Consider the following 26,835-nt stretch of genomic DNA (forward strand, 5'->3'; position numbering starts at 1 on the left):
CACTCCTATCACTCTGGATATTCAACGTCTTTTTCTTCAATAACTTCCCCGTCTCGGACAATTTTATAAGACGCTTTTTCATTTTCATTAACTAAAACATCAAACGATTCTTTTGTCGTTTCGGTAATCGTGAGTTCTTTAGCAGGAACGGACATATCGTTATCTGCATCCTCAATATAGATCTGTACTTTTTGTGGTTTTGGCTTTTCCTCTTCTGCTTCGGTAGTATTGCCTGTTTCCGTTGTGTCGCCTTGTTCCGTGCTTGCTTCGGTGTCAGTCTCTTCTTTATACGGGATAGTCACATCCACTGCTACCGTTTGAGGAGCCTTTGGCTCTTTGCCCATCGAGACCGTAATGGTAAGCTTATCACCTTGCTCGATACTCTGCTCCGCTGCCGGCTTTTGAGACATCACAAGACCTTTTTCAACAGTGTCGGAATACGCTGTTTTTACGTCCACTTCAATATCTTCATCTGATGCATAATCTTTTACGCTTTTTTCCGTCCAGCCCGAGAAATCCTTTAATGCAATCTTCGGCGGACCTTTACTTACCCATAGAGTAACCGTTGTATCTTCCGGCACGACTTGTTCGGTTTCTTTAGGCGTCTGATCTGTAATATTGCCTTTTGGTTCTGTGCTTTCAACTTCGATGGATTGGATATCTTTATAATTCTGCTTTTCTAACAGACTTTTTACTTCCGTAAAGCTTCTTCCAATGTACCGGTTAAATGCTTCTTTTTTCTTTCCTGTACTTCGATAAATAATGACGTTAGAGCCTTCTTTGATCACGTCTCCCGCTTCTGGCATCGTTTTAACCACGTCGCCTTCTTCCACCTCATTATCAGATATATCTTTAGGATTCTTCACTTTAAAGCCTAAAGAAACTAAATCGGTTACAGCTGATTCATAATCTTGATTATGTAAATCAGGAACCTTTACGTCTTTTGGCAGTAATAAAGCCGGAATAAATGTAACGGCGGCTACGCTAGCAGCTGCCAGCAGCAAAAAAATTAAAACAAGCGTTACAATCAGCTTGCTTTTACCTTTTTTCTTTTTCTTCTTTTTTTTCTTCGGCTTTAACTCTTCTTCCTCTTGTTCTTCGCGCTCTAAGTGAGGTGGTTTTCTCACAGGTACGTGCGTTTCTTCAGTTTCAACAAAATCCTCTTTAATAACTGGAATGGCTTTTGTCACTTCTTCATCATCAGGCACCGTAAACCTTTGTTCATTATAACGATTTGGATGAACAGCAGACTGTAAATCCGCTTCGAGTTCTTCGACGGAACTGTATCGGTAAAATGGATCTTTAGTTGTTGCTTTTAATACAACATTCTCCACGCTTTGAGGGATAGATGGATTCCACCTTTTTGGAGAAGGTGTTTCTGTCTGTAAATGTTTTAATGCAATTGACACAGCCGATTCCCCAGAAAAAGGGACTCGACCCGTTAGCAATTCAAATAGGACGATGCCAAGCGAATAAATATCAGAACGCTTATTCGCAAGCCCTCCCCTTGCCTGTTCAGGAGATAAATAATGAACAGAGCCCAAAACAGAATTAGTATGCGTAATGGTTGTAGAACTTAGTGCTACGGCAATGCCGAAGTCAGTAACTTTAATGGTATCATCATGATCAATTAAAATATTTTGAGGCTTAATATCCCGGTGAATAATTCCGTACTGATGAGCATGGGCAATAGCTGATGTAATCTGCGTCATAATATGTATGGCTTTATCAAGAGATAGTGGTGATTCTTGCAGAATGTATTGTTTTAATGTCATACCCGGTACATATTCCATGATGATATAGTAAATATCTTCTTCTTCTCCAACATCATAAATACTGACAATATTAGGATGAGCAATACTCGTAGCAGATTGTGCTTCTCGATGGAAACGCTTTATAAACGCGTCGTCACTTGCAAAGTCTAAACGAAGCACTTTAATTGCCACATCACGATCTAAAATCATGTCGCGACCTAAATAGACGTTTGCCATTCCGCCTCCACCAATTACTTGCAATACCTTATAACGGTCGTTTAGCCGTCTACCTATTAGCAACACTCTCACCCACTTTCAGATGTAAAGTCCACAATTGCAAGTGTAATATTGTCTTCTCCACCAAGCTCATTTGCTAATTGAATCAGGCTCGTACCCTTTTCGTGAAGTGATGAACTTGTTGATAACGTTTCGTTCAGCTTTTGTTCCGTTACCTTATTTGTCAGTCCATCTGAACATAATAATAATCGATCTTCTTTTTCCACTTCAATTGTTTTTACATCTAAACTAACATTTTCTTCGGTACCTAGTGCTCGCAATAAGATATTTTTTCGTGGATGATGCTCAGCATCTTCTTTTGTGATTTGACCATTTTTTACGAGTTCATTCACAAGAGAATGATCTTCTGTTACTTGTTGAAATCCATATTCATTTGAAATATAGCATCTGCTGTCTCCTATATTACCAATCGCACAAAACGTATCGGCGCATAAAGCCAGTACAACTGTTGTACCCATCCCTTTACACTCTTCATGCTCCTGAGCATACTGATAAATATCTTGATTAATTTGCGAAACATGCGTACGAATCCACTGCGTCGCCTCATCAGGAGACGTTACTTTGTCCGCTTCTTCCCACGCTATTTGCAATTTTTGAACCGCCATCTCACTGGCGACGTCGCCAGCTCGATGACCTCCCATACCATCAGCCACAATTGCAAGCAGCTGATTGTGTTGGTTCAAAAATACCCCTCCGTTATCTTCATTGTGTTGTCTAACTCTCCCACGGTCTGTCATGAAGACAGTTGCCATACAATCACCTCGTCTCTTCTTTACGCTCCTTCGCACGTAATTGGCCACAAGCTGCATCAATATCATGACCTTGCTCACGTCGAATAGTCACGTTAACGCCACGCTTTTTAAGCGTACGTTCAAATGCAAAAATCTGTTCACGCGGTGTACGAACATAATCACGCTCAGGCACATAGTTTACCGGAATCAAGTTCACGTGACATTTAACGTCTTTAATCAAATCCGCTAATTCCTCAGCATGCTCTACTTGATCGTTTACTCCTCCGAATAGACCATACTCAAAGCTAATACGTCTTCCCGTTTTATCCGTATAATATTTAATGGCTTCCATCAAATCAGGAAGTTTGTACGCACGGTTAATCGGCATTAAGCGTGAGCGGATGTCATTGTTTGGAGCGTGAAGTGAAATCGCAAAATTGATTTGCATTTTTTCATCAGCAAACTTATAGATTTTCGGAATGATCCCACTTGTCGATACTGTGATATGACGTGCACCAATATTTAATCCATCATCACTGTTAATTGTTTTTAAGAAGCGCATCATTTCATCATAGTTATCAAATGGCTCCCCAATACCCATAATTACGACAGAGCTCACGCGTTCTCCTTGTTCATCTAGCGCTTTTTGTACTTTTACTACTTGTGCTACGATTTCTCCAGCTTCTAAGTTACGCTTTAAACCTCCAAGAGTAGACGCACAGAATGTACAGCCGATGCGACAGCCAACTTGAGTTGTTACACAGACAGAATTTCCGTATTCATGACGCATAAGCACCGTTTCAATCGTATAACCGTCATGGAGTTCGAATAAAAACTTCATCGTGCCGTCCCCAGACGTTTGCTGAACAACTGTTTTTAATGTCGTTAATGCAAATTTGTCTTTTAATTGTTCGCGTAATCCTTTAGATAAGTTTGACATATCGTCAAAGTCCGTTACGCGTTTAACATATAACCAGTCAAAAATTTGTTTAGCACGGAACTTCTTATCTCCGTGTTCTACTAACCAATTTTCTAGGTCGTGCATTTCTAATGAATAAATAGATGGTTTTTGCGCTTTTTCTTCTGCTTTTACTTTTCTTTTAGCTACTTCTTCCATTTTTACACCTTCTTCTGTAAACATGCAATATAAAACCCATCGCTTTGTGCATCTGGCAGCAATTGAATTTCACCATGTTTTACGTTTTGTTTAAGCTTTTGCGGCATGCGTGCAGCGAGGGTTTCATCTTTTTGAAAATCAGCATGATCTGCTAAAAATGCTGCTACAACATCCCCATTTTCATCCCGGTCAATTGTACATGTACTATATACAAGGGTCCCGCCTTTTTTTAATAAAGGCGCAACCGCATTTAAAATATCTTGTTGAATACGCGCCAGCTGCTTTACATCTTGCTCAGTTTTTGTATATTTCAAATCAGGTTTACGTCTCATTACACCAAAACCTGAGCACGGAGCATCCACTAAGATGCGGTCAAACACTTCTTTATCAAACCGTTCGCCTGCTTTGCGGCTGTCTTGAACCGTCGGCTCAATATTGGTAAGATGCAGACGCTCTGCCTGCTGGGCAATCAGCTTTACTTTATGGTCATGAATGTCCAAGGAAATAACTTTACCACTGTTTTTAAGCTGCTCTGCAATATGAGTTGATTTTCCTCCCGGTGCAGCACAGCTATCTAAAATTAGCTCTTCTGCCTCTGCACCGAGCGCATGAGCAACTAACATAGAGCTTTCATCTTGAACGGTAAACATACCTTCACGAAATGCTTGTGTATGAGCTGCATTTCCTTTTTGAACTTCTAGCGCTTCTTCTACAAAATGGCCTGGTTCTACAACAATACCTTCTTTTTCAAGCGCTTCTTTTACTTCATTTTGCGTAAAGCGTGCACTGTTTACTCGGACTGTTTGTTTAGGGGCCATTAAATTAGCTAAACAGATTCCGCGTGTTTTGTCCAATCCATATTGTTCCACCCAGCGCTTTACAAGCCACAATGGGTGACTGGTTTCAATCGCCAATCGCTCCACAGGGTTTTGTATTTCTTCTAAAGAAGGCGTGCCGCTGCGCTGAATATTTCGTAAAACGCCGTTTACCATTGAGGCAATTCCTTTATGACCGCGTTTTTTGGCAATTTCTACTGCTTCATGAAGGATTGCCCGGTCAGGCACCCGGTCTAAATACACCATTTGGTAAAGAGATAAACGAAGCAGCACTCGCACCCAAGGCTGAAGCTTTTTTGGATTTTTCAAGAAAGGCGCTAACCCGTAATCTAACGTATCGCGTCTTTGAATCGTTCCATACACAATTTCCGTTAATAGCCCTGCATCTTTTCCTTGAATACCACGTTTTTGTATGCTGTTATTTAACAATAGGTTGCTGAATGCCTGATTTTTTTCAATAGCTAGTAAAATATCTAAAGCTATGTCTCGAACGTTGTACTTACTCATTGACATCCCCTAATACTGTTCCGACTTCAACGGATGTACCTCGTAAATACTGTGCTGCATCCATACGTTTTTTTCCAGCCGGCTGAAGTTCCGTCACTTTAATAGCTGTTTCATTTCCAGTTGCTACTATAAAGCCATCCTCTTCAAGTGATAAAACGGTACCCGGTTTGCCTGATGCAGATACTTTCTCTCCCCACCAAATTTTCATGACCTGACCGTCTGCTGTTGTATAAGCAACGGGCCAAGGATGAAGTCCGCGGATATGGTTATAAATTTCTTCTCCTGTACGGGCCCAATCAATTTTCTCTTGTTCCCGCTTAATGTTAGAAGCAAATGTCGCTTCCTCATCGTTTTGTTTCACCGGCGTAATTTCACCTTTTACAAGAAAAGGAATAGTTTCTGAAAGCAATTTTGCACCAGCAGCGCTGAGTTTATCATGAAGCGTGCCAACGTGATCACGTTCTTCAATCGGAACTTCTACCTGTGTTAAGATATCACCTGCATCTAATTTTTCTACCATATACATAATTGTAACACCAGTTTTCGGCTTACCTTGTAGAATTGAATAATGAATCGGCGCGCCTCCGCGCAGTTCAGGTAACAGAGAAGCATGCACGTTAATACAGCCGTATTTAGGCGCTTCTAAAATAGGAGTTGGTAAAATTTGACCAAAAGCCGCTGTTACAATTAGGTCAGGCTCATACGCTAACACTTGCTGATATTCTTCTTCTAAACGAATCTTTTCTGGCTGCAGTACAGGTATTTCATGCTTTAACGCCTCAACTTTTACAGGAGGAGGTGTTAATACGCGCTTGCGTCCTTTTGGTCGGTCCGGCTGTGTAACCACTGCGACCACTTCATATCCATCTTTAAGTAATGTTTGTAAAACCGGCACTGAAAAATCCGGCGTTCCCATAAATACGACTTTCATCGTGTAAAACCTACCCTTCTAGTTCATCCTCTTCGTAATACTTTGTTACTTTTTCCGTGAACAATACACCGTGTAAATGATCAATTTCATGTTGAATTGCTCGTGCTAAAAAACCTTTTGCTTCTATAAAATAAGGTTTTCCTTTACGATTTTGCGCACGTACTTTCACATAATCAGCTCGAGCCACGTCACCAAAAAGGCCCGGAAAACTTAGGCAGCCTTCTGGACCGATTTGTTCGCCTCGTTGCTCAATAATTACCGGATTAATTAACTCAATTTTACCGTGTCGGTCGTCCACGTCTACCACTGCCACTTGCTGCAGAACTCCTACTTGAGGAGCAGCTAGACCCACACCGTCTGCTTCAAGCATTAAATCATACATGCCATTTAGTAATTTCGCTAATTTATTATCAAAGTTTTTAACGACTTCACACTCTTGTTCAAGTACTTCATTAGGATGGTAAACAAGCTTAAGCTTAGCCAAATAGGCACCTCCTTTATTCTTTCTATTTATATCCAAAAAGCTTCTTCTTTAACGCCATCAAGACGACTAGTTACATCATCGAGTATGGATTCAAATCAATTGTAATCGTTAAATTTTCCTTCTGCATTTCCGCTTGATAACGTTCTAATATATATTTCAACAGCGGAATCAGGCTTGGTTCCAGCTTGTATTTTAACATGCATTGATAGCGATATCTATCTTTTATCTTAGCAATCGGAGATGCGACTGGCCCTAAGATCGTTGTTTGCGGCGAAAGTTTCTGACGCAGATACTGCGAAATTTTGTCTGTAACAGACACCACTTTTGCAATATTTTCATGAGATACCGTTACAAGCGCCAAGTAAAAGAAAGGAGGATATTTATGCATTTTACGAATTTCCATCTCCTGCTTATAAAACGCATCATAATCATGCTGACTCGCAAGTTGAATGCTGTAGTGTTCAGGCGTGTACGTTTGAATCACTACTTCTCCTGGAAGTTTGTGGCGTCCTGCTCTTCCGCTTACTTGTGTTAAAAGCTGAAACGTTTTTTCAGATGCACGAAAGTCAGGTAAATTGAGCATCGTATCTGCTGTTAAAACGCCTACAAGCGTGACGTTTGGAAAGTCCAGCCCTTTGGCAATCATCTGCGTCCCTAGTAAAATTTGCGCTTCTCCACTTGCAAACTTGTTCAGGAGCTTTTCATGCGCGCCTTTTCGGCTTGTCGTATCAACATCCATTCGAACGACTCTAGCCTCAGGCAGCACTTTTGTTAATTCTTCTTCCACTTTTTGTGTACCAGATCCAAAAAAGCGGATATGTTCGCTGTGGCATTCTGGGCACTCAGTGTGCACATGCTCTTCGTGTCCACAGTAATGGCATTTTAATTTATTTTGATAGCGATGATACGTTAGTGAAATTTCACAGTGCTCACATGTCGGAACGTAACCGCAGTCCCTGCACATAACAAAAGAAGAATGGCCTCTTTTATTTAAAAATAAAACGATTTGCTCTCCTTTTTCTAAACGATCTTTCATCTTTTCAAACAGCATAGTTGAAAACATAGAGCGATTGCCGCTGCGAAGCTCCTCTCTCATATCAACAATATCCACCGACGGCATTGATGACTTATTCATTCTTTGCTTTAACGTCAGTAGCTTATACACACCTTTTTGCGCTCTTGCAAAGGACTCAAGCGTTGGCGTTGCACTTCCTAAAATGACTGGACACTGATGATGCTGCCCTCGGTAAATAGCTACATCTCTGGCATGATAACGGGGGTTTTCTTCTTGTTTATAACTCGTCTCATGTTCTTCATCGATAATAAGAAGGCCCAAATTTTCAAATGGAGCAAATACAGCAGAGCGGGCTCCTACTACAACGGATACTTCTTTTCGCTGAATTTTTCGCCATTCATCGTATTTTTCTCCAGTAGACAAGCCGCTATGAAGCACAGCAACTTTTGAGCCGAATCGCTCTTTAAAACGCTTGACCATCTGAGGGGTAAGTGAAATCTCCGGAACAAGCATAATCGCTTCTTTCCCTTTTTTTAGCACTTGATCAATTGATTGGAGATACACTTCCGTTTTTCCGCTTCCGGTTACTCCGTACATTAAAAACACATCGTGAAGATTTGCTTCGATGTCATGCAGAATCGGTGCGATTGCCTCAGCTTGTTCATCCGTCAATTGAAAAGGCTTTGATGGTGTAAAGTATCGGTCTTGATAAGGATCACGGTATATTTCAATTTCCGTCTCCGCTAAGAGTCCTTTGTTAATCAGCGCTTTTATAGGAGCGGAGGTAATCTGCAAATCTTCCGCTATTTCTTTTATGGCTACTTCTTCATTTCGATTCAGCATAAAAGACAGCACTTGCTTTTGCTTTTCTGCCTGCTTATTTAACTCGCTCATAAACTGTTGAATGTCTTCAAGGCTTTGATTCAGTTTTACGCCCTTTGCCGTTTTTTTGTTTCCTTTGTTTTTCACCACGTAGACGACCTCAATTAGACCTTTTTGAATATCACGGTGAAAAGCAGGAGCAGCGACTGTTTTTTCTACTTCACTCCACTTCAGTGAGGATCTTGACTGAAAAAACGGCTTTACTTGCTCATGAAGCTGTTCGTATGCCTCTTTTGAAAGGAGTGACAGTTCTTTATCATATTTTGCTTTCATCGCCGCAGGCAGCATGACTTGAAAAGCCGATATCATAAAACAAAGTGTTTTTTCTGTTAGCCAGTGTCCAATCTCTAACAGTTCAGGAGTCAGAACCGGCGTTAAATCAAGCAGGTCAGCGATTGGTTTAACACGCTTAACTTCAGCCTCTTCTTTAAGAGCCACCACAAACCCCTGAACTTTTCTTGGACCAAACGGAACGATAACTCGCATACCCGGAACAATAATTCCTTTCCATTTGTCAGGAATAGCGTAGTCAAAAGCTCGATCTGTTTGTTTAGCAGCCACGTCCACAATTACACTAGCTACACTCATTTTGTTAGCCCTTCTAACATTTCCTTCACTTCTTTTAACACCTCGGTAGCTACCTCGTGTTTTGAAAGAATGGGAAGTTCCCTAGACTCTCCACTTCGCTTATAGAGCGTCACAATATTTGTGTCCGTCCCAAAACCTGCTCCTTCTGTCGTCACGTTATTAGCTACAATCATATCCAAGTTTTTAGATGCAAGTTTCTTTTGTGCATATTCATCCACTTGTTCTGTTTCTGCTGCAAAGCCGACTAAAAGCTGATGTTCTTTTCGCTCTCCAAGCGTGCGTAAAATATCTGTTGTTCTCTCTAGCTCTAATACTGCTTCACCAGGCTGCTTTTTCATCTTTTGATCAAACACATGCTTTGGTCGGTAATCTGCCACTGCGGCTGATTTAATGACAACATCTGCTTCATGATAGCGCTGCATAACAGCTTCAAGCATCTGCTGCGCACTTTCAATTTGAACAACCTGCACTCCTTTTGGATACTCTAAATTCGTCGGTCCTGTGACAAGTGTTACCGATGCGCCTAACTTAGCAGCTTGTTCTGCAAGAGCATAGCCCATTTTCCCGGTAGAACGATTGGTAAAAAATCGGACGGGATCAATGCGTTCTACCGTAGGTCCTGCTGTAACCAATACATTCACACCTTCAAGGATCTTTTGTGTATCTGATGTTTGTGAAAAATAAGATCCGATTAGTGAAACAATTGTTTCTGGCTCTTCAAGACGGCCTTTTCCTACATAACCGCATGCCAAATACCCTTCTCCTGGTTCTACAAAAGAGTAACCAAATGATGAAAGAGTGCTCATATTTTTTTTAACAGCGGGATGATCGTACATATGAACATTCATCGCAGGCGCAATCCACACAGGCGCAGTAGCAGCCAATAGCGTTGTGGAAATCATATCATCTGCAAGACCATTTGCTATTTTTCCTATCATGTTAGCCGTAGCAGGAGCTACTAAAATTAAATCAGGCCAATCTGCTAAATCAATATGTGCAATCACAGATGGATCTTTTTCATCAAACGTATCTGTATAAACTGGGTTTCGAGACAGAGCTTGAAACGTAAGCGGCGTTACGAACTCGCGTGCTGAAGCAGTCATCATTACTTTAACTTCCGCTCCCGCTTGTACTAATTTACTTGTTAAAGCTGCGGCTTTATATACGGCGATCCCGCCGCTAACACATAATAAAATTCGTTTTCCCTTCATCATTATGCCCCCATCTATTTATCCCGCTCAACCAGCATCCGCTTGTTTACTCGGGTAACTATCTAAAGCTTTTCAATTCAATTATTATACCATTTTTGTAGTGAGACATTCACTATCCTGCTTGAATACAAACAAAAGCATCAAAAAAATAACAACCTATAAAGTAGGTTGTTATTTTTTCACTTACTGATGTTTAGAATCTTCTTCTGCTACACCTTGCTTATAGCTTAATTGTTCAGCATTAATTTCTTCTAAAGCACAGCCTACAAATTTATAAGAAACCGGCTTTTCAATCGGCGTATCATTGTGAAGCTGTAATTGACGAGCACGTTTTGCAGCTACTGTCACAAGCGTGTACTTAGAATCTAATTTTTCCATTAGGGAATCAATTGATGGATAAAGCATGTTTATTCTACCTCCAGCATTCTTTTATAGCGCGCAGAAATACGATCACGACGGCAGTGTTCAGCCGTTACGATAGCACGGATGCGAGCACAAGCATTTTCTACTTTGTCATTTTCTACAACATAATCGTAGGCGTCCATAAGTTCAATTTCTTCTTTTGCCACGCGCATACGGTTATTGATTAAGTCTTCTGTTTCAGTACCGCGGTTTACGATACGACTTTTAAGCTCTGATAAACTAGGCGGTGCCAAGAAGATGAACAAACCTTCTGGAAATGCTTCTTTCACTTGAAGAGCACCTTGCACTTCAATTTCTAGAAATACGTCTTTTCCTTCAGATAACGTTTGTTCTACATAATCAACCGGGGTGCCGTAGTAGTTGCCTACGTATTCAGCCCACTCTAATAATTTCTTGTTTTCAATCATGCGCTCAAACTCTTCGCGTGGTTTGAAGAAATAGTCAACGCCATCTACTTCACCTTCGCGGGGCTTTCTTGTTGTTGCAGAGATAGAATACTGCAATTTAATGTCTTCTTGCTCAAACAATGCTTTTCGTACCGTTCCTTTTCCAACACCTGATGGTCCGGAAAGAACAATTAATAAACCTCTTTCAATCATCGGTTCAAGTGACCTACCCTTCTAATAATTCTTCTTTGTTTATAAGTCGCTGCGACACAGTTTCTGGCTGTACAGGAGCTAAAATAACATGATCGCTATCCATAACAATAACAGATCGTGTTTTACGTCCTTGCGTTGCATCTATTAAAGAGCCTCGATCTTTTGCATCTTGAATAATGCGTTTGATTGGAGCTGATTCAGGATGAACGACAGAGATTATACGATTAGAAGAAATAAAATTTCCAAATCCAACGTTCACTAATTTACCGCTCATAAGAAGCCTCCTGCTATACCAATATAATCTTTATCTTACACGAAGGCTATTCAATATTTTGAACCTGCTCTTTTATGCGTTCTAATTGTGCTTTCATACTAATAACATACTGAGCAATAGTACCATTATTTGCCTTCGCACCGATTGTATTCATTTCACGATTCAGCTCTTGAACAAGAAAATCCAGCTTGCGTCCTACTGAATCAGGTGTATTTAATGCTTGAATAAATTGTGAAACATGACTTTGAATTCGCGTAAGTTCTTCGCTAATATCTGCTTTTTCAGCAAAAATAGCTACTTCAGTCAGCACTCGCTGCTCATCGAAAGTACCTTCTAAATAGTCGCTCAGCTTTCTTTTAATACGCTCGCGATATTGTTCAGCAACTTCAGGAGCAAGCTGTGTAATTTTTTCGCGAATGTCTTGAATGTCCTGTAAGTATCCCATTAAATCGTGATACAGCTCTGATCCCTCTCGTTTCCGCATATCCACTAACTGATGAACAGCAGCTTCAACAGCTTCAAAGATTGCACCATGAATACTCGTCTGATCAGCTTCTTCTTCATAAGTTGTCATCACTTCAGGCATGTGTAAAATGTCTTGAATTTGAACAGATTGTGATAGCCCGTGCTTTTCTTTTACTTGCTGCAACGCATTCATGTATTCATCAAGCAGCTGCCAATCCGTCTGCAGTTTCTTTTTTGCCATTTCTTCACCTGAAATAGTAACAAATACTTCTACTCTACCACGTTTTATGTATGTTTGAACGATTTTTTTTATTTTATCTTCAATTTCAATTAATTGTCTTGGCATACGGATAACAATTTCACAAAAACGATGATTAACAGACTTCATTTCCACTGTTACTGATCGATTTTCCACTTCCGCTTTTCCGCGGCCAAAACCAGTCATACTTTTTATCATTATCATCACATCCACTATGTACATCTTACATAAAAAGTATCATAAAAGAAAGTGTTAGCAAAAAAAAGAAATCTCTCTTCTTTATTCAACCTGTAAAGGCTGCCTTCATGAGTTTTCTCATTTGGGACAGCCTGTATTAAAGTATAGCACAATTTATGAAGGTTTTCTTGTTAAAAGTGAACCAGCAAGTAAAAAAGTTGGAAGGCTTGCAAGTCCTAAAATAACGAGCCATTCACGCGGTGCAATGGCCATTGTATGGAAAATAGGCTGCAGGGGCGGATAGTAGATAGCCACCAGCATAAGGATAATAGATGAAATAACAGCTCCTACAAGATATAGGTTCTGAAATGGATTCCGATCAAAAATTGATTTTTCACTTCGGCAGTCAAATACGTGAATAAGCTGTGCCATGACAAGCGTGGCAAATGCAATCGTCTGAGCATACTGCAACCGATCTGGGTCATTGTCGTAGACAATCATGAACGCAGCAAGTGTAGCAGCTCCAATTAAAAATCCGCGGCTGACTACTTTCCACCCTAATCCTCTTGCAAAGATACCTTCGCGTGGATGCCTCGGATGGCGCTTCATCACGTTATCCTCTGGCTGGTCTAAGCCAAGAGCCATCGCAGGCAAACCGTCTGTTACTAAGTTTACCCATAGTATTTGAATGGGTACTAGCGGTAGCGGAAGTGCTAAAATCATCGCAAAGAGCATAACTAAGATTTCTCCTACATTTGATGCAAGCAAGTAACGGATAAACTTTCGAATATTTTCATAGATGTTTCGTCCTTCTTTGATTGCTGATTTAATAGTAGCAAAATTATCATCAAGCAAAACGAGTGAAGACGCTTCTTTTGCTACGTCTGTTCCGGTGATGCCCATCGCAATGCCTATGTCTGCTGCTTTAATAGCAGGTGCATCATTTACGCCGTCGCCCGTCATGGCTACAATGTGATCTTTTGCTTGAAGAGCTTTAACAATTTTAAGCTTATGCTCAGGTGATACCCTCGCATATACGTAAACATCATCTACTACTTCTTCTAGCTCTTCCTGCGTCATTTTGGATAAATCCGTTCCTTCCAAGACTTGACCGTTTTTCGGTAATATTCCCAGCTGTTTTGCAATCGCCTGTGCTGTAATGACGTGGTCACCTGTAATCATAACGGTTTTGATGCCTGCGTCTCGGCATTCTTTGACCGCTTGCTTGACTTCTGGTCTTGGCGGGTCAATCATTCCTTGAAGCCCGAGGAAAGTCAGGTCTTTTTCCGCTTCCTTCTCTGTATGAACGCTCTCATGGTCTCCTAACGGCCGATAAGCAATAGCAATGGTTCGAAGCGCTTGGCTAGCTAACTGATCAATCGCTCCTTTTACTTCATTATGAACCGTTACCGACAGCGTTTGTTGTCTGCTTTCCCACAAAACATTTTTGCTGTTTATAAGCAGCACATCCGGAGCACCTTTTGTTATGACATAGCGCTTATGAGATGCGTCTTCAATGACTACACTCATCATTTTACGCGTTGAATCAAATGGAAACTCTTCAATAATCTTAAACTGCTTTTGAATGTTTTCTTTTGTCAGTCCAGCTTTCATCGCTGCAACAAGCAAAGCCGCTTCAGTAGGATCCCCGTCGATGACATATTCTTTATCTTTTCTCGAAATGGACGTTTGATTGCAAAGCAGACCAAACACCAAAAGCTGCTGAAGCGGTTTTTCACTTCGTGTATCAACTTCTCTTTCCTCTCGCGAAAATACGCCCGTAGGTTCATACCCTGTCCCTGATACTCTCCACGTCATTCCTCCTGACCAGAGGTGAGTAACCGTCATTTTATTTTGCGTTAATGTGCCCGTTTTGTCTGAGCAAATGACTGATGCGCACCCTAGTGTCTCAACAGCAGGAAGTTTGCGAACAATAGATCTTTGCTTAATCATGCGCTGTACCCCGAGAGATAGCGCCACGGTTACGATGGCAGGAAGACCTTCGGGTATGGCAGCAACAGCCAAGGAAACTCCCGCTAAGAACATACTGTATAAGTCATGGCCTTGTAGCACACCAATCCCAACAACTAATACAGTAAGTGCAAGAGCCACAACGATTAAAATTTTGCCTAATTGCTCTAACTTCCGTTGAAGAGGAGTAATCATGGCTTCGGCATTTTGAAGTAAATCAGCAATTTGTCCCATTGCTGTCTTCATTCCAATCCCTACAACGATACCTGTTCCGCTTCCTCGCGTTACAAGGGTACCCATAAACGCCATATTGTCCTGATCTCCAAGCGGCACTTCATCTCCTGACAATGCTTTTATTTGCTTGGCAACAGGCAAAGACTCTCCCGTAAGCGCTGATTCTTCAATTTCTAGGCTTTTGGCTTCCATAATCCGAAGGTCAGCTCCGATACGGTCTCCGCTCGAAAACTTTACAACGTCTCCTACTACCAGCTCTTTAGATGGTAACTTAACCCATTTCCCTTCACGCATGGCTGCTACTTGAGGAGCAGAAAGCTCTTTTAATGCATGAAGAGATTTCTCTGCTTTTCTTTCTTGGAAGAACCCTAGAAATCCATTAATTATTACAATGGCAATAATAGCAATCGCATCGATGTATTCTCCTAAAAGCCCTGAAATAAGCGTGGCAGCTAGTAAAACCAGTACCATAAAATCTTTAAACTGCTCTAGAAACACAAGAATGGCTGGTTTTTTCTCTCCTTCAGTCAATTCATTAAACCCTTGTTGCTGCTGACGTGCTTTTACTTCTTTGTGTGTAAGACCATGCTGCCTGTCTGTTTTTGTTACTTCTACTATTGCTTTTTCACCTAATTCATACCATTTCATTGCATCTTTTCACACCCTTTTATTTGTAAATGCACCTATTAGATTGTTACAATCTTATATCGTATGCTTATTCAGACTCGTCCTAAAAAATGCTATACTTTTCTATAGGACAATTTTCAATTACTTAAGGATGTGAGCACTATGTCATTTGATGGTATTTTTACATATGGCATTTTACAAGAATTATCTGAGACCTTGGTTTCAGGACGAATTTCAAAAATATATCAGCCGTTTCCAAACGAGTTGATTTTACAAGTACGCGCTAAAGGTGAAAACCGCAAACTTTTAATCTCAGCTCACCCTAACTATTCACGCGTTCATTTTACAAATGAGCCCTATGAAAATCCATCTGAACCTCCTATGTTTTGTATGCTTCTTCGCAAACATTTAGAAGGAAGCATTATTGAACAAGTGTATCAGCTTGGATTAGACCGCATTTTAGTCATTGAAACAAAAGGACGAAATGAAATTGGCGACGTGACGTACAAGCAGCTTATTATTGAAATCATGGGAAGGCATAGTAATGTGGTACTTGTAGATAAAGAAAAACAAACGATTATCGACAGTATTAAGCATGTTCCAATGGCCTTGAACAGGCACCGTACGCTTCTACCCGGAGCTCCTTACGTACTGCCTCCTAGCCAAGATAAGCTTCACCCATTTGAAGCCGATGAAGAAACCGTAGTTAAAAAAATTGATTTTAATAGCGGAAAGCTAGCCAACCAGCTAGTGCAAACCTTCTCAGGGCTTTCTCCTTTAATTGCAAATGAAGTGGTTTTCCGCTCTGGCTTAGCGAATCGTTCTACGCTTCCAAAATCATTCGTCGAAACGATGACGCTGATCAAAGAAGGTCAGTTTACACCGACTCTGACAACCGTTAATCAAAAAGACTATTTTTATTTACTCGAATTAACGCATTTAGAGGGTACGAAAAAAACGTATGCAACTATCAGCGAGCTTCTTGACCGCTATTACTACGGGAAAGCAGAGCGAGATCGCGTAAAGCAGCAAGCGCATGATTTAGTCCAGTTTATTTCCACCGAGAAAAAGAAAAATGAGAAAAAAATAAAAAAACTTGAGCAAACGCTGCAAAATGCAGAAAAAGCATCTGATTATCAGCTAGCCGGTGAACTCCTTACGGCAAATTTACACCTTGTCAAAAAAGGAGATGCGAAAGTGGATGTTATTAATTATTACGATGAAAATAGCGGTACACTTACGATTTCATTAGATCCGCAAAAATCACCGTCTCAAAATGCTCAAAGCTATTTTACAAAGTATCAAAAAGCGAAAAATTCCGTTTCGATTGTAATCGAACAGATTGAAAAAGCAAACGAAGAAGTACAGTATTTTGAATCACTTATTCAGCAAATGGATACTGCTACTCACAAAGACATTGCGGAGATTCGTGAAGAGCTTGTGGAAGAAGGATATTTGCGCAACCGTCAGCAAAAACAAGCAAAAAAACAAAAAAACACCACGCCTACACTTGAACAATACGTTTCAAGCGACGGCACGACGATTTTAGTTGGAAAAAACAATAAGCAAAATGAGTATTTAACCAATCGCCTTGCTGCTCGTGATGACGTTTGGTTTCATACAAAAGATATACCCGGTTCTCACGTTGTGATCCGCAGCCAAGAGCCTTCAGAAAAAACAATTTTAGAAGCGGCTCACCTTGCTGCTTACTTTAGTAAAGCCAAGAATTCAAGTTCGGTACCCGTGGACTATACAAAAATTCGCTACGTCAAAAAACCAAGCGGTGCTAAACCTGGTTTTGTGACGTACGATAACCAGCAAACGGTGTACGTAACGCCTAGCGAAGAACTTGTATTGAAGCTGCGTCAGTCATAATAAAACCCCCTTTCTATATAGAAAGGGGGTTTTATTATATAGATCTAGTTTAGTTCATCCATGAAGGGTCTGAAGGATCTTCACGCCATTTAAATAGCTTATCCATCGCTTCTTCTTCAATGTATCCCGCTTCGTTTGCCGCTTCTACTAGCGTAGAGTAGTCTGTTAGCGAATAAACTTGAAGTTCTTTTTCTTTAAACAGCTGACGCGCTTTTTCCAGCTCATATGTAAAGATAGATACAACTCCCAGCACTTCACACCCCTGCGCTTTTAATGCATCGACTGCAGTAAACACACTTCCGCCAGTTGAAATCAAATCTTCAATCACAACTACTTTTTGACCTTTTGTTACTTTTCCTTCGATTTGATTTCCTTGGCCATGTTCTTTTGCTTTGCTTCGCACATAGCACATTGGAAGCTCTAGTGCTTCACTTACCCATGCTGCATGAGGAATACCAGCTGTAGCGGTACCAGCAATCACTTCTGCATTGGCAAAATACGTTTTAATTAAATGCTGCAGACCTTTTGCAATTTCTTTTCGCACTTTCGGGTAGCTAAGCGTTAGACGGTTGTCACAATAGATAGGTGACTTAATTCCAGAGGCCCACGTAAACGGCTCGTTTGGTTGAAGGCTTACTGCCTCAATATCAATTAATTGTTTTGCAATTTCTTTTCGTAGTTTTGTCATCGCGTAATACGCTCCCCTTTCCACTGCTGTAACATCTCATAATATGCTTTAAGCGGGTCTTTTGCTTTAGTAATAGAACGTCCAACGACAATGGCGCTTGAGCCATATTCTCTCGCTAGCTGAGGTGTTGCCACACGGACTTGGTCATCTACTGAATCTGTGCCCATACGAATACCCGGCGTTACGGTTAAAAAGTCCTCTCCTGCTGCTTTTCGAATCGAAGGCACCTCATGAGTAGAACATACAACGCCGTCAAGTCCACTTTTTTTAGCAAGCGCTGCATAATGCGTAACCACTTCTTGCATCGAGTGTGTAATGAGCTGCTGCTCTTTTAGCATTTCATCAGATGTACTCGTTAGCTGAGTAACCGCAATACAATCCGGGCGCTTTTTGCCGGCAGCTGTTCCTAAGTCAAGTCCTTCAACGGCTGCTTGCATCATGTTCGTTCCGCCGGCAGCGTGAACGTTAACCAAATCTACTTCAAGAGAAGCTAAAGACTTCATCCCTTGCTTTACCGTGTTTGGAATATCATGAAGTTTTAAGTCTAAAAAGATTTGATGGTTTTGCTCTTTTAATGCAGAAATAATGGATAGCCCTTCTTTATAAAACAGTTCCATTCCTACTTTCACAAATAATGACTCTTGTTGAAAAGGCATTAAAAACTGCTGTACATCGTTAATTGATGAAAAGTCAAGAGCAATGATTAACGGTTGCTTCACGCTTTTTCCAGCTCCTTCCGATACATTCTGAAACATGTTCGTACCCCAATGATGTTAATAGCCTTGGAAGTTCGTCAATGATGGTTGGGCACACATACGGATCGACAAAGTTTGCTGTACCAACGGCTACTGCGCTTGCACCTGCATACAGAAATTCAAGTACGTCTTCAGCAGTCGTAACTCCGCCCATACCAATGATCGGAATGTTCACTTTTTGACTGACTTCATGTACCATTCGAATCGCTACCGGCTTGATTGATGGGCCTGACAGTCCGCCTGTGCCGTTCGCTAAAACCGGCTGAGCTGTTTTCAAATCCAGACGCATCCCGAGAAGCGTATTGATCATCGTTAAGCCATCCGCGCCAGCTCCTTCAACAGCCAGTGCCATGTCTACAATATTGGATACGTTTGGTGATAGTTTAACATAAACTGGAACATTTGAAACATCTTTTACCGCTTTTGTTAGACGAGCAGCGATAACAGGATCAACGCCAAACGCAATTCCGCCTTCTTTTACATTTGGGCATGAAATATTCAGTTCAAGTGCTTTCACATTAGACACGGTTGAAATTTCTTTTGCTACGTGCACATACTCTTCAACCGAAGCGCCGGCTACGTTTGCGATAATCGGCACATCATATTGCTGCAGCCAAACGAGCTCTTCGTTCATTACTTTTTCTAACCCAGGATTTTGTAATCCAATCGCATTTAGCATTCCCGCAGATGTTTCCGCTACCCGAGGAGTTGGATTGCCAAAACGAGTTTCAGCAGTCGTCGCTTTAATCATAATGGCTCCAAGTGCATCAAGTGAATAAAATTGAGCATACTCACGCCCAAACCCAAAACAGCCGGATGCTGGCATAATTGGATTTTTCAAATCTAATCCTGGCAACGTCGTTTTTAGCATACTCATAGAAGCACCTCCCCTGCTTGAAAGACGGGACCGTCGCTGCAGATTTTTTTATATGCCGTAGAATTTTCACTTTCCCTACATACACATGCAAAACAAGCGCCGATTCCACAGCCCATTCTTTCTTCTAAAGAAATGTAAAGCGGCTTGTTTGTATAATTATTTTCTAGTGCTTTTAACATCGGAGTTGGACCGCATGAAAACATAACGTCATATGAAAACTGCTGCTCGTCAATCACCGTTGTGACAAAACCTTTTGTTCCGTAAGAGCCGTCTACCGTTGCAATATATGTTTCTCCTAAAGCTAAAAACTCTCGCTCGTAAAATACGTCTGCCTTTGATTGAAAGCCTAAGACGTGAATAACCTGCACACCTTTTTCACGAAGTCTTTTTGAAAGCTCATAGAGCGGAGGCACTCCAATGCCTCCCCCTACTAATAGAGCCGTTTGACCTGACTCTATCGCATCTAATGGAAAACCGTGGCCAAGCGGACCTAACACGTCAATCGACTGTCCGGCTTGTTTTTCGGCCAGCAGCGATGTTCCCGTCCCTTCTGCACGGTAAATCATCGTAAATTGTTCGTGCGTTTGATCAATTTCTGCAATACTTATTGGTCTGCGAAGCAGTGGCAAATAGTCGTTGTTAACGCGGATATGCACAAACTGCCCCGGCTCATTCATGAAACGAACAAGCTCGCCTTGAAGGGTTAATTCATATACATTGTGTGTTAACGGTCGCTGACTGACGACTTGCATCATTTCATGTTTGATCATACGGTTGTCACCTCTTTAGTTGGACGAACTTTTTTCATTGGCGTTGTATGGAAGCTGATCGTTTCAAGCACTCGTAAAATCGCTTCTGCTGTATCAAGTGATGTTAAGCAAGGTACGCCATTTTCAACTGCTTCACGGCGAATTTTAAATCCGTCACGCGCAGGCTGTTTTCCTTTTGTTAGCGTGTTGATGACAAGCTGCGCTTCACCTTTTCGTATCACATCTAAAAGATTGTGATCTTCATGATGAATTTTATTTACTATTTTTACGCGAATGTCTTCTTTTGTAAACGTTGAAGCTGTTCCTTCCGTTGCAATTACCTGATAGCCGATGTTAGCAAAACGCTTCGCCAGCGCTGTTGCCTCTTCTTTATCTTTATCCGCTACTGTCATAAGTACTGAACCGTACGGCTTAATGGACATACCTGACGCAATTAGTCCTTTATATAACGCTTTTTCGTACGTTGAATCTTGCCCCATTACTTCTCCAGTAGATTTCATTTCAGGTCCAAGCGTAATATCTACGCGGCGTAGTTTTGCAAATGAGAAGACCGGCACTTTTACGTACACGCCCTCTTCTTCAGGGTGCATGCCTGATTCATAGCCAAGATCTTTTAAACTTGTTCCTAAAATAACTTTTGTTGCCACATTCGCCATCGGAATACGCGTGATTTTACTTAAGAACGGCACCGTACGGCTTGAACGAGGATTTACTTCAAGAACAAACACTTCTCCTTTTGATAAGACGAACTGAATGTTAAGCAGTCCAATAATGTTTAAGCCTTTTGCAATACGTGTTGTGTAATCAATGATTGTATCTTTTACGTCCTGTGACAGAGTTTGCGGTGGATATACAGCGATGGAGTCACCTGAGTGTACACCCGCGCGCTCTACATGTTCCATGATCCCTGGAATAACCACTGTTTCACCGTCTGAAATGGCATCGACTTCAATTTCTTTTCCCGTTAAGTAGCGGTCGATTAATACAGGATGATCAGCGTGTACTTTTACCGCGTGTTTCATATAGTGAAGCAGTTCTTCTTCTTTATACACAATTTCCATTGCGCGTCCGCCTAGTACATATGAAGGACGTACAAGCACCGGATAACCAATTTCTTTTGCCACAACCACTGCTTCTTCTACGGATGTAACCGTCTTTCCAAGCGGCTGAGGTACTTCTAAACGTGCTAGCGTCGCTTCGAATTTTTTACGATCTTCCGCTGCATCTAAGCTTTCAAGCGACGTTCCTAAGATCTTGACCCCTCTTGCTTCTAGCTCATCTGCTAAGTTGATTGCTGTTTGACCACCGAACTGTACAACCACACCTTCTGGTTTTTCTAAATCGATGATATGCATCACATCTTCAATCGTCAGCGGCTCGAAGTATAATTTATCTGAAATACTGAAGTCAGTTGATACTGTTTCTGGATTGTTATTGACAATAATCGCTTCGTATCCGGCTTCTTTAATCGCCCACACGGAGTGAACCGTTGCATAGTCAAACTCAATTCCTTGCCCGATACGGATCGGACCTGACCCTAACACTACAACGCTTTTACGATCTGTAACAATCGATTCATTTTCATCTTCAAACGTACCGTAGAAATATGGCGTTGTCGATTCAAATTCTGCTGCACATGTATCTACCGTTTTGTATACTGGCATCACGCCATTTTGTTTGCGGAAGTCGTATACTTCACGCTCTGTTTGATTCCATAGCTTAGCAATCGTGCAGTCTGCAAATCCCATTTCTTTTGCTTCCTGTAAAACTTCTACGTTATGAATCTCTTCTTTTAACACATTTTCAAAAGCAATCACTTTTTCAAGTTTTACTAAGAAGAAAAGATCGATTTTGCTCCACTCGTGAATTTGCTGAATCGTTACGCCGCGGCGAATTGCTTCTGCGACGTAGAATAATCGCTCATCGCCAGCCTTGCGAATACGTTTTTCAATAATGGCATCATCAAATTCATGCGCATCTTTCAGCTCTAAGTGATGAACGTTTGACTCTAGTGAGCGTACGGCTTTTAAAATTGACTCTTCGAACGTGCGGCCAATTGCCATTACTTCCCCTGTTGCTTTCATCTGTGTACCTAGTTTACGATTAGCTGATTCAAATTTATCAAACGGCCAGCGTGGAATTTTAGATACGATGTAATCTAGTGCCGGTTCGAAACATGCGTATGTCTTCCCAGTTACCGGGTTCATCATTTCATCTAATGTTAGCCCTACCGCAATTTTTGCTGCTAATTTTGCAATTGGATACCCTGTTGCTTTTGATGCTAAAGCCGATGAGCGGCTTACACGAGGGTTTACTTCAATTACGTAATACTGGAAGCTTTCTGGGTCTAGTGCTAGCTGAACGTTACATCCGCCTTCGATTTTAAGCGCTCGGATAATTGTGAGTGACGCATTTCTAAGCAACTGATACTCACGGTCGCTTAGCGTTTGGCTTGGTGCTACAACAATTGAATCTCCCGTATGAATACCGACCGGATCAAAGTTTTCCATATTACATACTACGATCGCATTATCGTTTGCATCGCGCATTACTTCATATTCAATTTCTTTAAAGCCTGCAATGCTTTTCTCAAGTAAGCATTGTGTTACAGGACTGTGTTTTAATCCACTTGTTACAATTTCAATCAACTCTTGCTCGTTATTACAAATTCCGCCTCCCGTACCGCCAAGTGTATAAGCAGGACGCACGATTACCGGATAGTTTACTTGTTCAACAAACGCATACGCTTCGTCTAGCGAATGAATGATTTCACTTGCTGGGACAGGCTGATTTAGTTCGTTCATTAATGAACGGAACTGCTCACGGTCTTCAGCTTGTTCAATCGCCGATAATTTTGTCCCGAGAATTTCTACATTAAATTCTTCTAAAATACCCGTTTCGTGTAATTCTACCGCTAGGTTCAGTCCCGTTTGACCGCCAAGCGTTGGAAGCAGTGCATCCGGGCGTTCTTTACGAATAATTGAGCTTACAAATTCAACCGTTAGAGGTTCAATATATACTTTATCTGCCATTTCTGAGTCTGTCATGATTGTTGCAGGATTGGAGTTCACAAGAATAACTTTGTATCCTTCTTCTTTTAGCGCAATACATGCTTGCGCTCCTGCATAGTCAAACTCTGCCGCCTGTCCGATGACGATTGGTCCTGATCCGATTACGAGAATTGTGTTAATATCTTGACGTTTTGGCATTAGCAATTACCTACTTTCTGATTGTTTTTCATAAGATCCATAAATTCGTTGAACAATCCGTTTGCATCTTCAGGTCCCGGTGATGCTTCAGGGTGATATTGAACCGTAAATGCCGGATATTCTTTATGCTTTACTCCTTCAACTGTTCCATCGTTAAGCGCAACGTGCGTCACTTCTAATGGCGTGTTGACAAGAGATGGCTCACATACTGTATAGCCGTGGTTTTGAGATGTAAGAGCTACTTTATTGGTTTTTAGATCCTTTACAGGATGGTTGGATCCACGATGACCAAATTTCATTTTTTCTGTATCTGCTCCGCATGCTAGCGCAAACAGCTGATGTCCTAAACAAATTCCGAACAGCGGAACCTTTCCTAAAACCCCTTGAATCATCTCGATTGCTTCAGGTACGTCTTTTGGGTCTCCAGGTCCGTTGCTTAACATGATGCCATCTGGATTTAATTGAAGAATTTCTTGCGCAGTTACGTTATAAGGAACCACAATCACGTCGCATTGACGAGCTGTTAATTCGCGTAAAATTCCGTGTTTCATTCCAAAGTCAACGAGTACCACTTTTTTACCTCTGCCTGGGCTTGGGTAAGGCTTCACTGTTGATACTTTTTTAACTGAATCAGTCGGAAGTTCATGATTTTGAAGCTGTGCTACCACTTCTTCTACATTGACTTCCATGTTGCATACGCGTCCGCGAAGCGCACCGTGCTGACGAATTTTCCGCGTTAATTTTCTCGTGTCGATTCCAGCTAATCCTGGAATGTCTTTTTGTTTTAAAAATTCATCTACTGATAGTTCGCTTCTGAAGTTTGAAGGAGCATCACAAATTTCTTTTACAATTAAACCGTGGACAGCTGGTTCAATGGACTCAAAGTCATCGCGGTTAATACCGTAGTTTCCGATTAAAGGATATGTTAATGTCACAATTTGTGCACAGTATGATGGGTCAGATAGAATTTCTTGATATCCTGTCATTCCAGTGTTGAAAACCACTTCTCCTGTCATTTCTTTGTCGCTGCCGAATCCTTTTCCGATAAATACTGTTCCATCTTCTAAAATTAGTTGACGTTGCATGCTTTAACATCCTCCCATACTCGTTTACCTTCTACTAATGTCATTACCGGCCAACCTTTGCATACCCAGTTAGCAAACGGCGTGTTTTTACCTTTTGATACAAATTCTTCTGGATTAATTGCTTTTTCTGTTTCAAGATCAATGATGGTTAAATCTGCTGGTTTTCCTACTTCAATCGTGCCATAAGGAAGATTGAACGTTTCAGCGGGCTTGTTTGTTAAATACGATACTAGCTGCTCTAGCGTCATTACCTCTTTTAATACTAAGTTTGTATAAAGAAGTGGGAAAGCTGTTTCAAGTCCCACAATTCCAAACGGCGCAAGCTCCATGCCTTCTGCTTTTTCGTCTGCTGTATGCGGTGCATGATCAGTGGCGATAAAATCAAGCGTTCCGTCTAATAAAGCTTCAATCAATGCCTGTTGATCATCTTTTCCTCGAAGCGGCGGATTCATTTTAAAATTCGAATCAAGTCCCGGGATATCTTCTTCATTTAGTAACAGATGGTGAGGCGTTACTTCTGCAGTTACGCGAATGCCTGCTTTTTTCGCATCACGAATGGCGCGAATGGATTCTTTTGTACTTACGTGACACACATGGTAGTGACAGTTTGCTGCTTCAGCAAGCAGGACATCTCGTGCAATTTGAACGGCTTCGCAGATAGAAGGGATACCGTTTAGTCCATGTTCTTTTGCGAATTTCCCGTCGTGTACGCAGCCTTTGTTAATTAAATCATTATCTTCACAGTGAGCCACGATTGCTTTGTTTAATGAAGCGGCTTTTTTCATCGCTTCCAGCATCATTCCTGTTGACTGAACCCCTACTCCATCATCTGTAAAAGCAAATGCTCCCGCTTCTTTTAAGCCTTCAAAGTCCGTTAATTCTTTTCCCAATTGACGAGTAGTAATCGATGCGTATGGCAATACGCGCACATGTGCTGTTTCTTCAATGCGCTTGTTTACCCACTCCATTTGTTCCACAGTATCAGGCACTGGACGCGTGTTCGGCATGGCAGCAATGGCTGTAAAACCGCCCTTTGCAGCTGCTAGAGTACCTGTTTCAATTGTTTCTTTCTTTTCTCCCCCTGGCTCGCGTAAGTGAACGTGGACATCGATTAAACCCGGTGATAAGAAGTTCCCGCCTGCATCAATGACTTCTTCATTCTGTACGTCGATGTGTGAAGCTATTTCAGCAATTACACCATTTTCAATTTTCAGTTCGACTTTTTCAATTTTTCCTTCATTTAACCATGTAGCATTTTTGATAATTGTTGTCATTATTAAGTCCCCTTTCAATTGGTTGTAGCGCTCTTGCTAATACTGCCATGCGAATGTACACGCCATTTTGCATTTGTTTAAAAATTCTTGAGCGTTCACATTCAACGAGCTCATCTGCAATTTCGACTCCTCTGTTTACAGGAGCTGGATGAAGGATAATGCTATGTGATTTCATTTTCCGCTCTCGTTCAACGGTTAATCCGAAGCGGCTATGGTAGTTCTTTGCAAGCTCTGAAGCGTTCTCTTCATGCCTTTCAAATTGAATACGCAGCAGCATCACAACATCGACCGTTTCGATTGCTTCATCGATATCAAGATATGTACCGTGTCTGTTCTCTTCATCTTTCCATTCTTCAGGTCCCGCAAAATATACGGTCGCCCCTAGCTTCGTCAGCATTTCAGCATTCGATCTCGCTACGCGGCTATGTCGCAAATCTCCGACTATTGCGACTTTTAATCCTTTAAACGAGCCGAACTCTTGGCGAATCGTCAGTAGATCAAGCAGACACTGAGTTGGATGCTGACCGCATCCGTCTCCTGCATTAATGATGGGAATCGATACTTTTTCCTGCAGTGCTTCATAATAGCGATCTTGCGGGTGGCGAATAACAACTGACTGAACGCCGATTGAAGCTAATGTTTCAATCGTGTCATAAAGCGTTTCTCCTTTTGGACGCTTGAAGTTGTTACTTCAAACGGAATTGTTGTTAATCCTAGCTGCTGTTCTGCCATTTCAAAGCTACATCGAGTACGCGTGCTCGCTTCAAAAAATAAGTTGGCAACAAACATTTTCTCTTCCGGTTTCCATCCTTGTTTATTCGTTCGATAGTTTTCAGCGCTGTCTAAAATCTCTAGAATTTCATTTGTTTCTAGTGTTGAGACTGTCACTAAATGTTTCATATCGATTCCCTCCATTTTTG

General features: G+C 41.4%; 21 protein-coding genes and 1 pseudogene. 1 reads left to right on the forward strand and 21 read right to left on the reverse strand.

Features of this window, described 5'->3' with window-relative positions:
• Nucleotides 1–8: 8 nt before the first annotated feature.
• The 13 genes from pknB to ACO1DI_RS05870 all read right to left on the reverse strand — a co-directional run bounded on the left by pknB (nucleotide 9) and on the right by ACO1DI_RS05870 (nucleotide 15,403).
• On the reverse strand, nucleotides 9–2,054 hold the full coding sequence (gene pknB / locus ACO1DI_RS05810; protein ID WP_209369390.1) for a Stk1 family PASTA domain-containing Ser/Thr kinase: 2,046 nt from the start codon (nucleotides 2,052–2,054) through the stop codon (nucleotides 9–11).
• A gap of 5 nt (nucleotides 2,055–2,059) precedes the next feature.
• Nucleotides 2,060–2,803, reverse strand: a complete 744-nt coding sequence (locus ACO1DI_RS05815; protein WP_013058919.1) for a Stp1/IreP family PP2C-type Ser/Thr phosphatase — start codon at nucleotides 2,801–2,803, stop codon at nucleotides 2,060–2,062.
• 4 nt (nucleotides 2,804–2,807) lie between these two features.
• On the reverse strand, nucleotides 2,808–3,899 hold the full coding sequence (gene rlmN, locus ACO1DI_RS05820) for a 23S rRNA (adenine(2503)-C(2))-methyltransferase RlmN (protein WP_014458400.1): 1,092 nt from the start codon (nucleotides 3,897–3,899) through the stop codon (nucleotides 2,808–2,810).
• Between the two features lie 2 nt (nucleotides 3,900–3,901).
• On the reverse strand, nucleotides 3,902–5,242 hold the full coding sequence (gene rsmB, locus ACO1DI_RS05825) for a 16S rRNA (cytosine(967)-C(5))-methyltransferase RsmB (protein ID WP_115654846.1): 1,341 nt from the start codon (nucleotides 5,240–5,242) through the stop codon (nucleotides 3,902–3,904).
• Complete coding sequence (fmt, locus tag ACO1DI_RS05830) at nucleotides 5,235–6,173, reverse strand: methionyl-tRNA formyltransferase (protein ID WP_423145162.1); 939 nt, start codon at nucleotides 6,171–6,173, stop codon at nucleotides 5,235–5,237. The genes rsmB and fmt overlap by 8 nt, the downstream gene beginning before the upstream one ends.
• Before the next feature lie 10 nt (nucleotides 6,174–6,183).
• A complete protein-coding gene (gene def, locus ACO1DI_RS05835) occupies nucleotides 6,184–6,657 on the reverse strand; it encodes a peptide deformylase (protein ID WP_013084828.1) in 474 nt (157 codons plus the stop codon).
• A 70-nt stretch (nucleotides 6,658–6,727) separates the two neighbouring features.
• Nucleotides 6,728–9,142, reverse strand: a complete 2,415-nt coding sequence (priA, locus tag ACO1DI_RS05840; RefSeq protein ID WP_221779319.1) for a primosomal protein N' — start codon at nucleotides 9,140–9,142, stop codon at nucleotides 6,728–6,730.
• Nucleotides 9,139–10,356: a bifunctional phosphopantothenoylcysteine decarboxylase/phosphopantothenate--cysteine ligase CoaBC gene (gene coaBC / locus ACO1DI_RS05845; RefSeq protein WP_115654849.1), complete on the reverse strand. Its 1,218-nt coding sequence runs from the start codon at nucleotides 10,354–10,356 to the stop codon at nucleotides 9,139–9,141. Before coaBC ends, priA begins: the two co-directional genes overlap by 4 nt.
• Nucleotides 10,357–10,536: 180 nt before the next feature.
• A complete protein-coding gene (gene rpoZ, locus ACO1DI_RS05850) occupies nucleotides 10,537–10,758 on the reverse strand; it encodes a DNA-directed RNA polymerase subunit omega (protein WP_013058926.1) in 222 nt (73 codons plus the stop codon).
• A 2-nt stretch (nucleotides 10,759–10,760) separates the two neighbouring features.
• Nucleotides 10,761–11,375 carry a guanylate kinase gene (gene gmk, locus ACO1DI_RS05855; protein ID WP_013058927.1) on the reverse strand — a complete coding sequence of 205 codons (615 nt, stop codon included), beginning with the start codon at nucleotides 11,373–11,375 and terminating at the stop codon, nucleotides 10,761–10,763.
• Between the two features lie 13 nt (nucleotides 11,376–11,388).
• Nucleotides 11,389–11,649, reverse strand: a complete 261-nt coding sequence (locus ACO1DI_RS05860; RefSeq protein WP_013084831.1) for a DUF370 domain-containing protein — start codon at nucleotides 11,647–11,649, stop codon at nucleotides 11,389–11,391.
• Between the two features lie 46 nt (nucleotides 11,650–11,695).
• Complete coding sequence (locus ACO1DI_RS05865; protein ID WP_028411458.1) at nucleotides 11,696–12,571, reverse strand: YicC/YloC family endoribonuclease; 876 nt, start codon at nucleotides 12,569–12,571, stop codon at nucleotides 11,696–11,698.
• Between the two features lie 153 nt (nucleotides 12,572–12,724).
• A complete protein-coding gene (locus ACO1DI_RS05870) occupies nucleotides 12,725–15,403 on the reverse strand; it encodes a cation-translocating P-type ATPase (RefSeq protein WP_116742391.1) in 2,679 nt (892 codons plus the stop codon).
• A gap of 141 nt (nucleotides 15,404–15,544) precedes the next feature.
• Between ACO1DI_RS05870 and ACO1DI_RS05875 the strand changes: the two genes are divergently transcribed.
• Nucleotides 15,545–17,257, forward strand: a complete 1,713-nt coding sequence (locus tag ACO1DI_RS05875) for an Rqc2 family fibronectin-binding protein (RefSeq protein ID WP_014458395.1) — start codon at nucleotides 15,545–15,547, stop codon at nucleotides 17,255–17,257.
• Nucleotides 17,258–17,306: 49 nt separating this feature from the next.
• Here ACO1DI_RS05875 and pyrE read toward each other — a convergent pair whose 3' ends face one another.
• From pyrE to ACO1DI_RS05915, 8 genes and pseudogenes are all read right to left on the reverse strand, one after another.
• The gene (gene pyrE / locus ACO1DI_RS05880; RefSeq protein ID WP_014458394.1) at nucleotides 17,307–17,945 is read right to left on the reverse strand and encodes an orotate phosphoribosyltransferase; all 639 of its coding nucleotides are present in this window, start codon (nucleotides 17,943–17,945) and stop codon (nucleotides 17,307–17,309) included.
• Nucleotides 17,942–18,664 (reverse strand): orotidine-5'-phosphate decarboxylase, encoded by a 723-nt coding sequence (pyrF, locus tag ACO1DI_RS05885; protein WP_042991914.1) that lies wholly within the window; start codon nucleotides 18,662–18,664, stop codon nucleotides 17,942–17,944. The genes pyrE and pyrF overlap by 4 nt, the downstream gene beginning before the upstream one ends.
• Nucleotides 18,636–19,577, reverse strand: a complete 942-nt coding sequence (locus ACO1DI_RS05890) for a dihydroorotate dehydrogenase (protein ID WP_014458392.1) — start codon at nucleotides 19,575–19,577, stop codon at nucleotides 18,636–18,638. The genes pyrF and ACO1DI_RS05890 overlap by 29 nt, the downstream gene beginning before the upstream one ends.
• On the reverse strand, nucleotides 19,574–20,347 hold the full coding sequence (locus tag ACO1DI_RS05895) for a dihydroorotate dehydrogenase electron transfer subunit (protein WP_226554928.1): 774 nt from the start codon (nucleotides 20,345–20,347) through the stop codon (nucleotides 19,574–19,576). Before ACO1DI_RS05895 ends, ACO1DI_RS05890 begins: the two co-directional genes overlap by 4 nt.
• Nucleotides 20,344–23,556 carry a carbamoyl-phosphate synthase large subunit gene (carB, locus tag ACO1DI_RS05900; protein ID WP_014458390.1) on the reverse strand — a complete coding sequence of 1,071 codons (3,213 nt, stop codon included), beginning with the start codon at nucleotides 23,554–23,556 and terminating at the stop codon, nucleotides 20,344–20,346. The genes ACO1DI_RS05895 and carB overlap by 4 nt, the downstream gene beginning before the upstream one ends.
• Nucleotides 23,556–24,641 carry a carbamoyl phosphate synthase small subunit gene (locus ACO1DI_RS05905; protein ID WP_013084840.1) on the reverse strand — a complete coding sequence of 362 codons (1,086 nt, stop codon included), beginning with the start codon at nucleotides 24,639–24,641 and terminating at the stop codon, nucleotides 23,556–23,558. Before ACO1DI_RS05905 ends, carB begins: the two co-directional genes overlap by 1 nt.
• On the reverse strand, nucleotides 24,626–25,915 hold the full coding sequence (locus tag ACO1DI_RS05910) for a dihydroorotase (RefSeq protein ID WP_014458389.1): 1,290 nt from the start codon (nucleotides 25,913–25,915) through the stop codon (nucleotides 24,626–24,628). The genes ACO1DI_RS05905 and ACO1DI_RS05910 overlap by 16 nt, the downstream gene beginning before the upstream one ends.
• A pseudogene (locus ACO1DI_RS05915) lies at nucleotides 25,878–26,815 on the reverse strand (aspartate carbamoyltransferase catalytic subunit). The gene ACO1DI_RS05910 and the pseudogene ACO1DI_RS05915 overlap by 38 nt, the downstream one beginning before the upstream one ends.
• Between the last annotated feature and the right edge of the window lie 20 nt (nucleotides 26,816–26,835).

It is taken from the genome of Priestia sp. 40 (assembly GCF_049368575.1).
Classification (GTDB): domain Bacteria; phylum Bacillota; class Bacilli; order Bacillales; family Bacillaceae_H; genus Priestia; species Priestia zanthoxyli.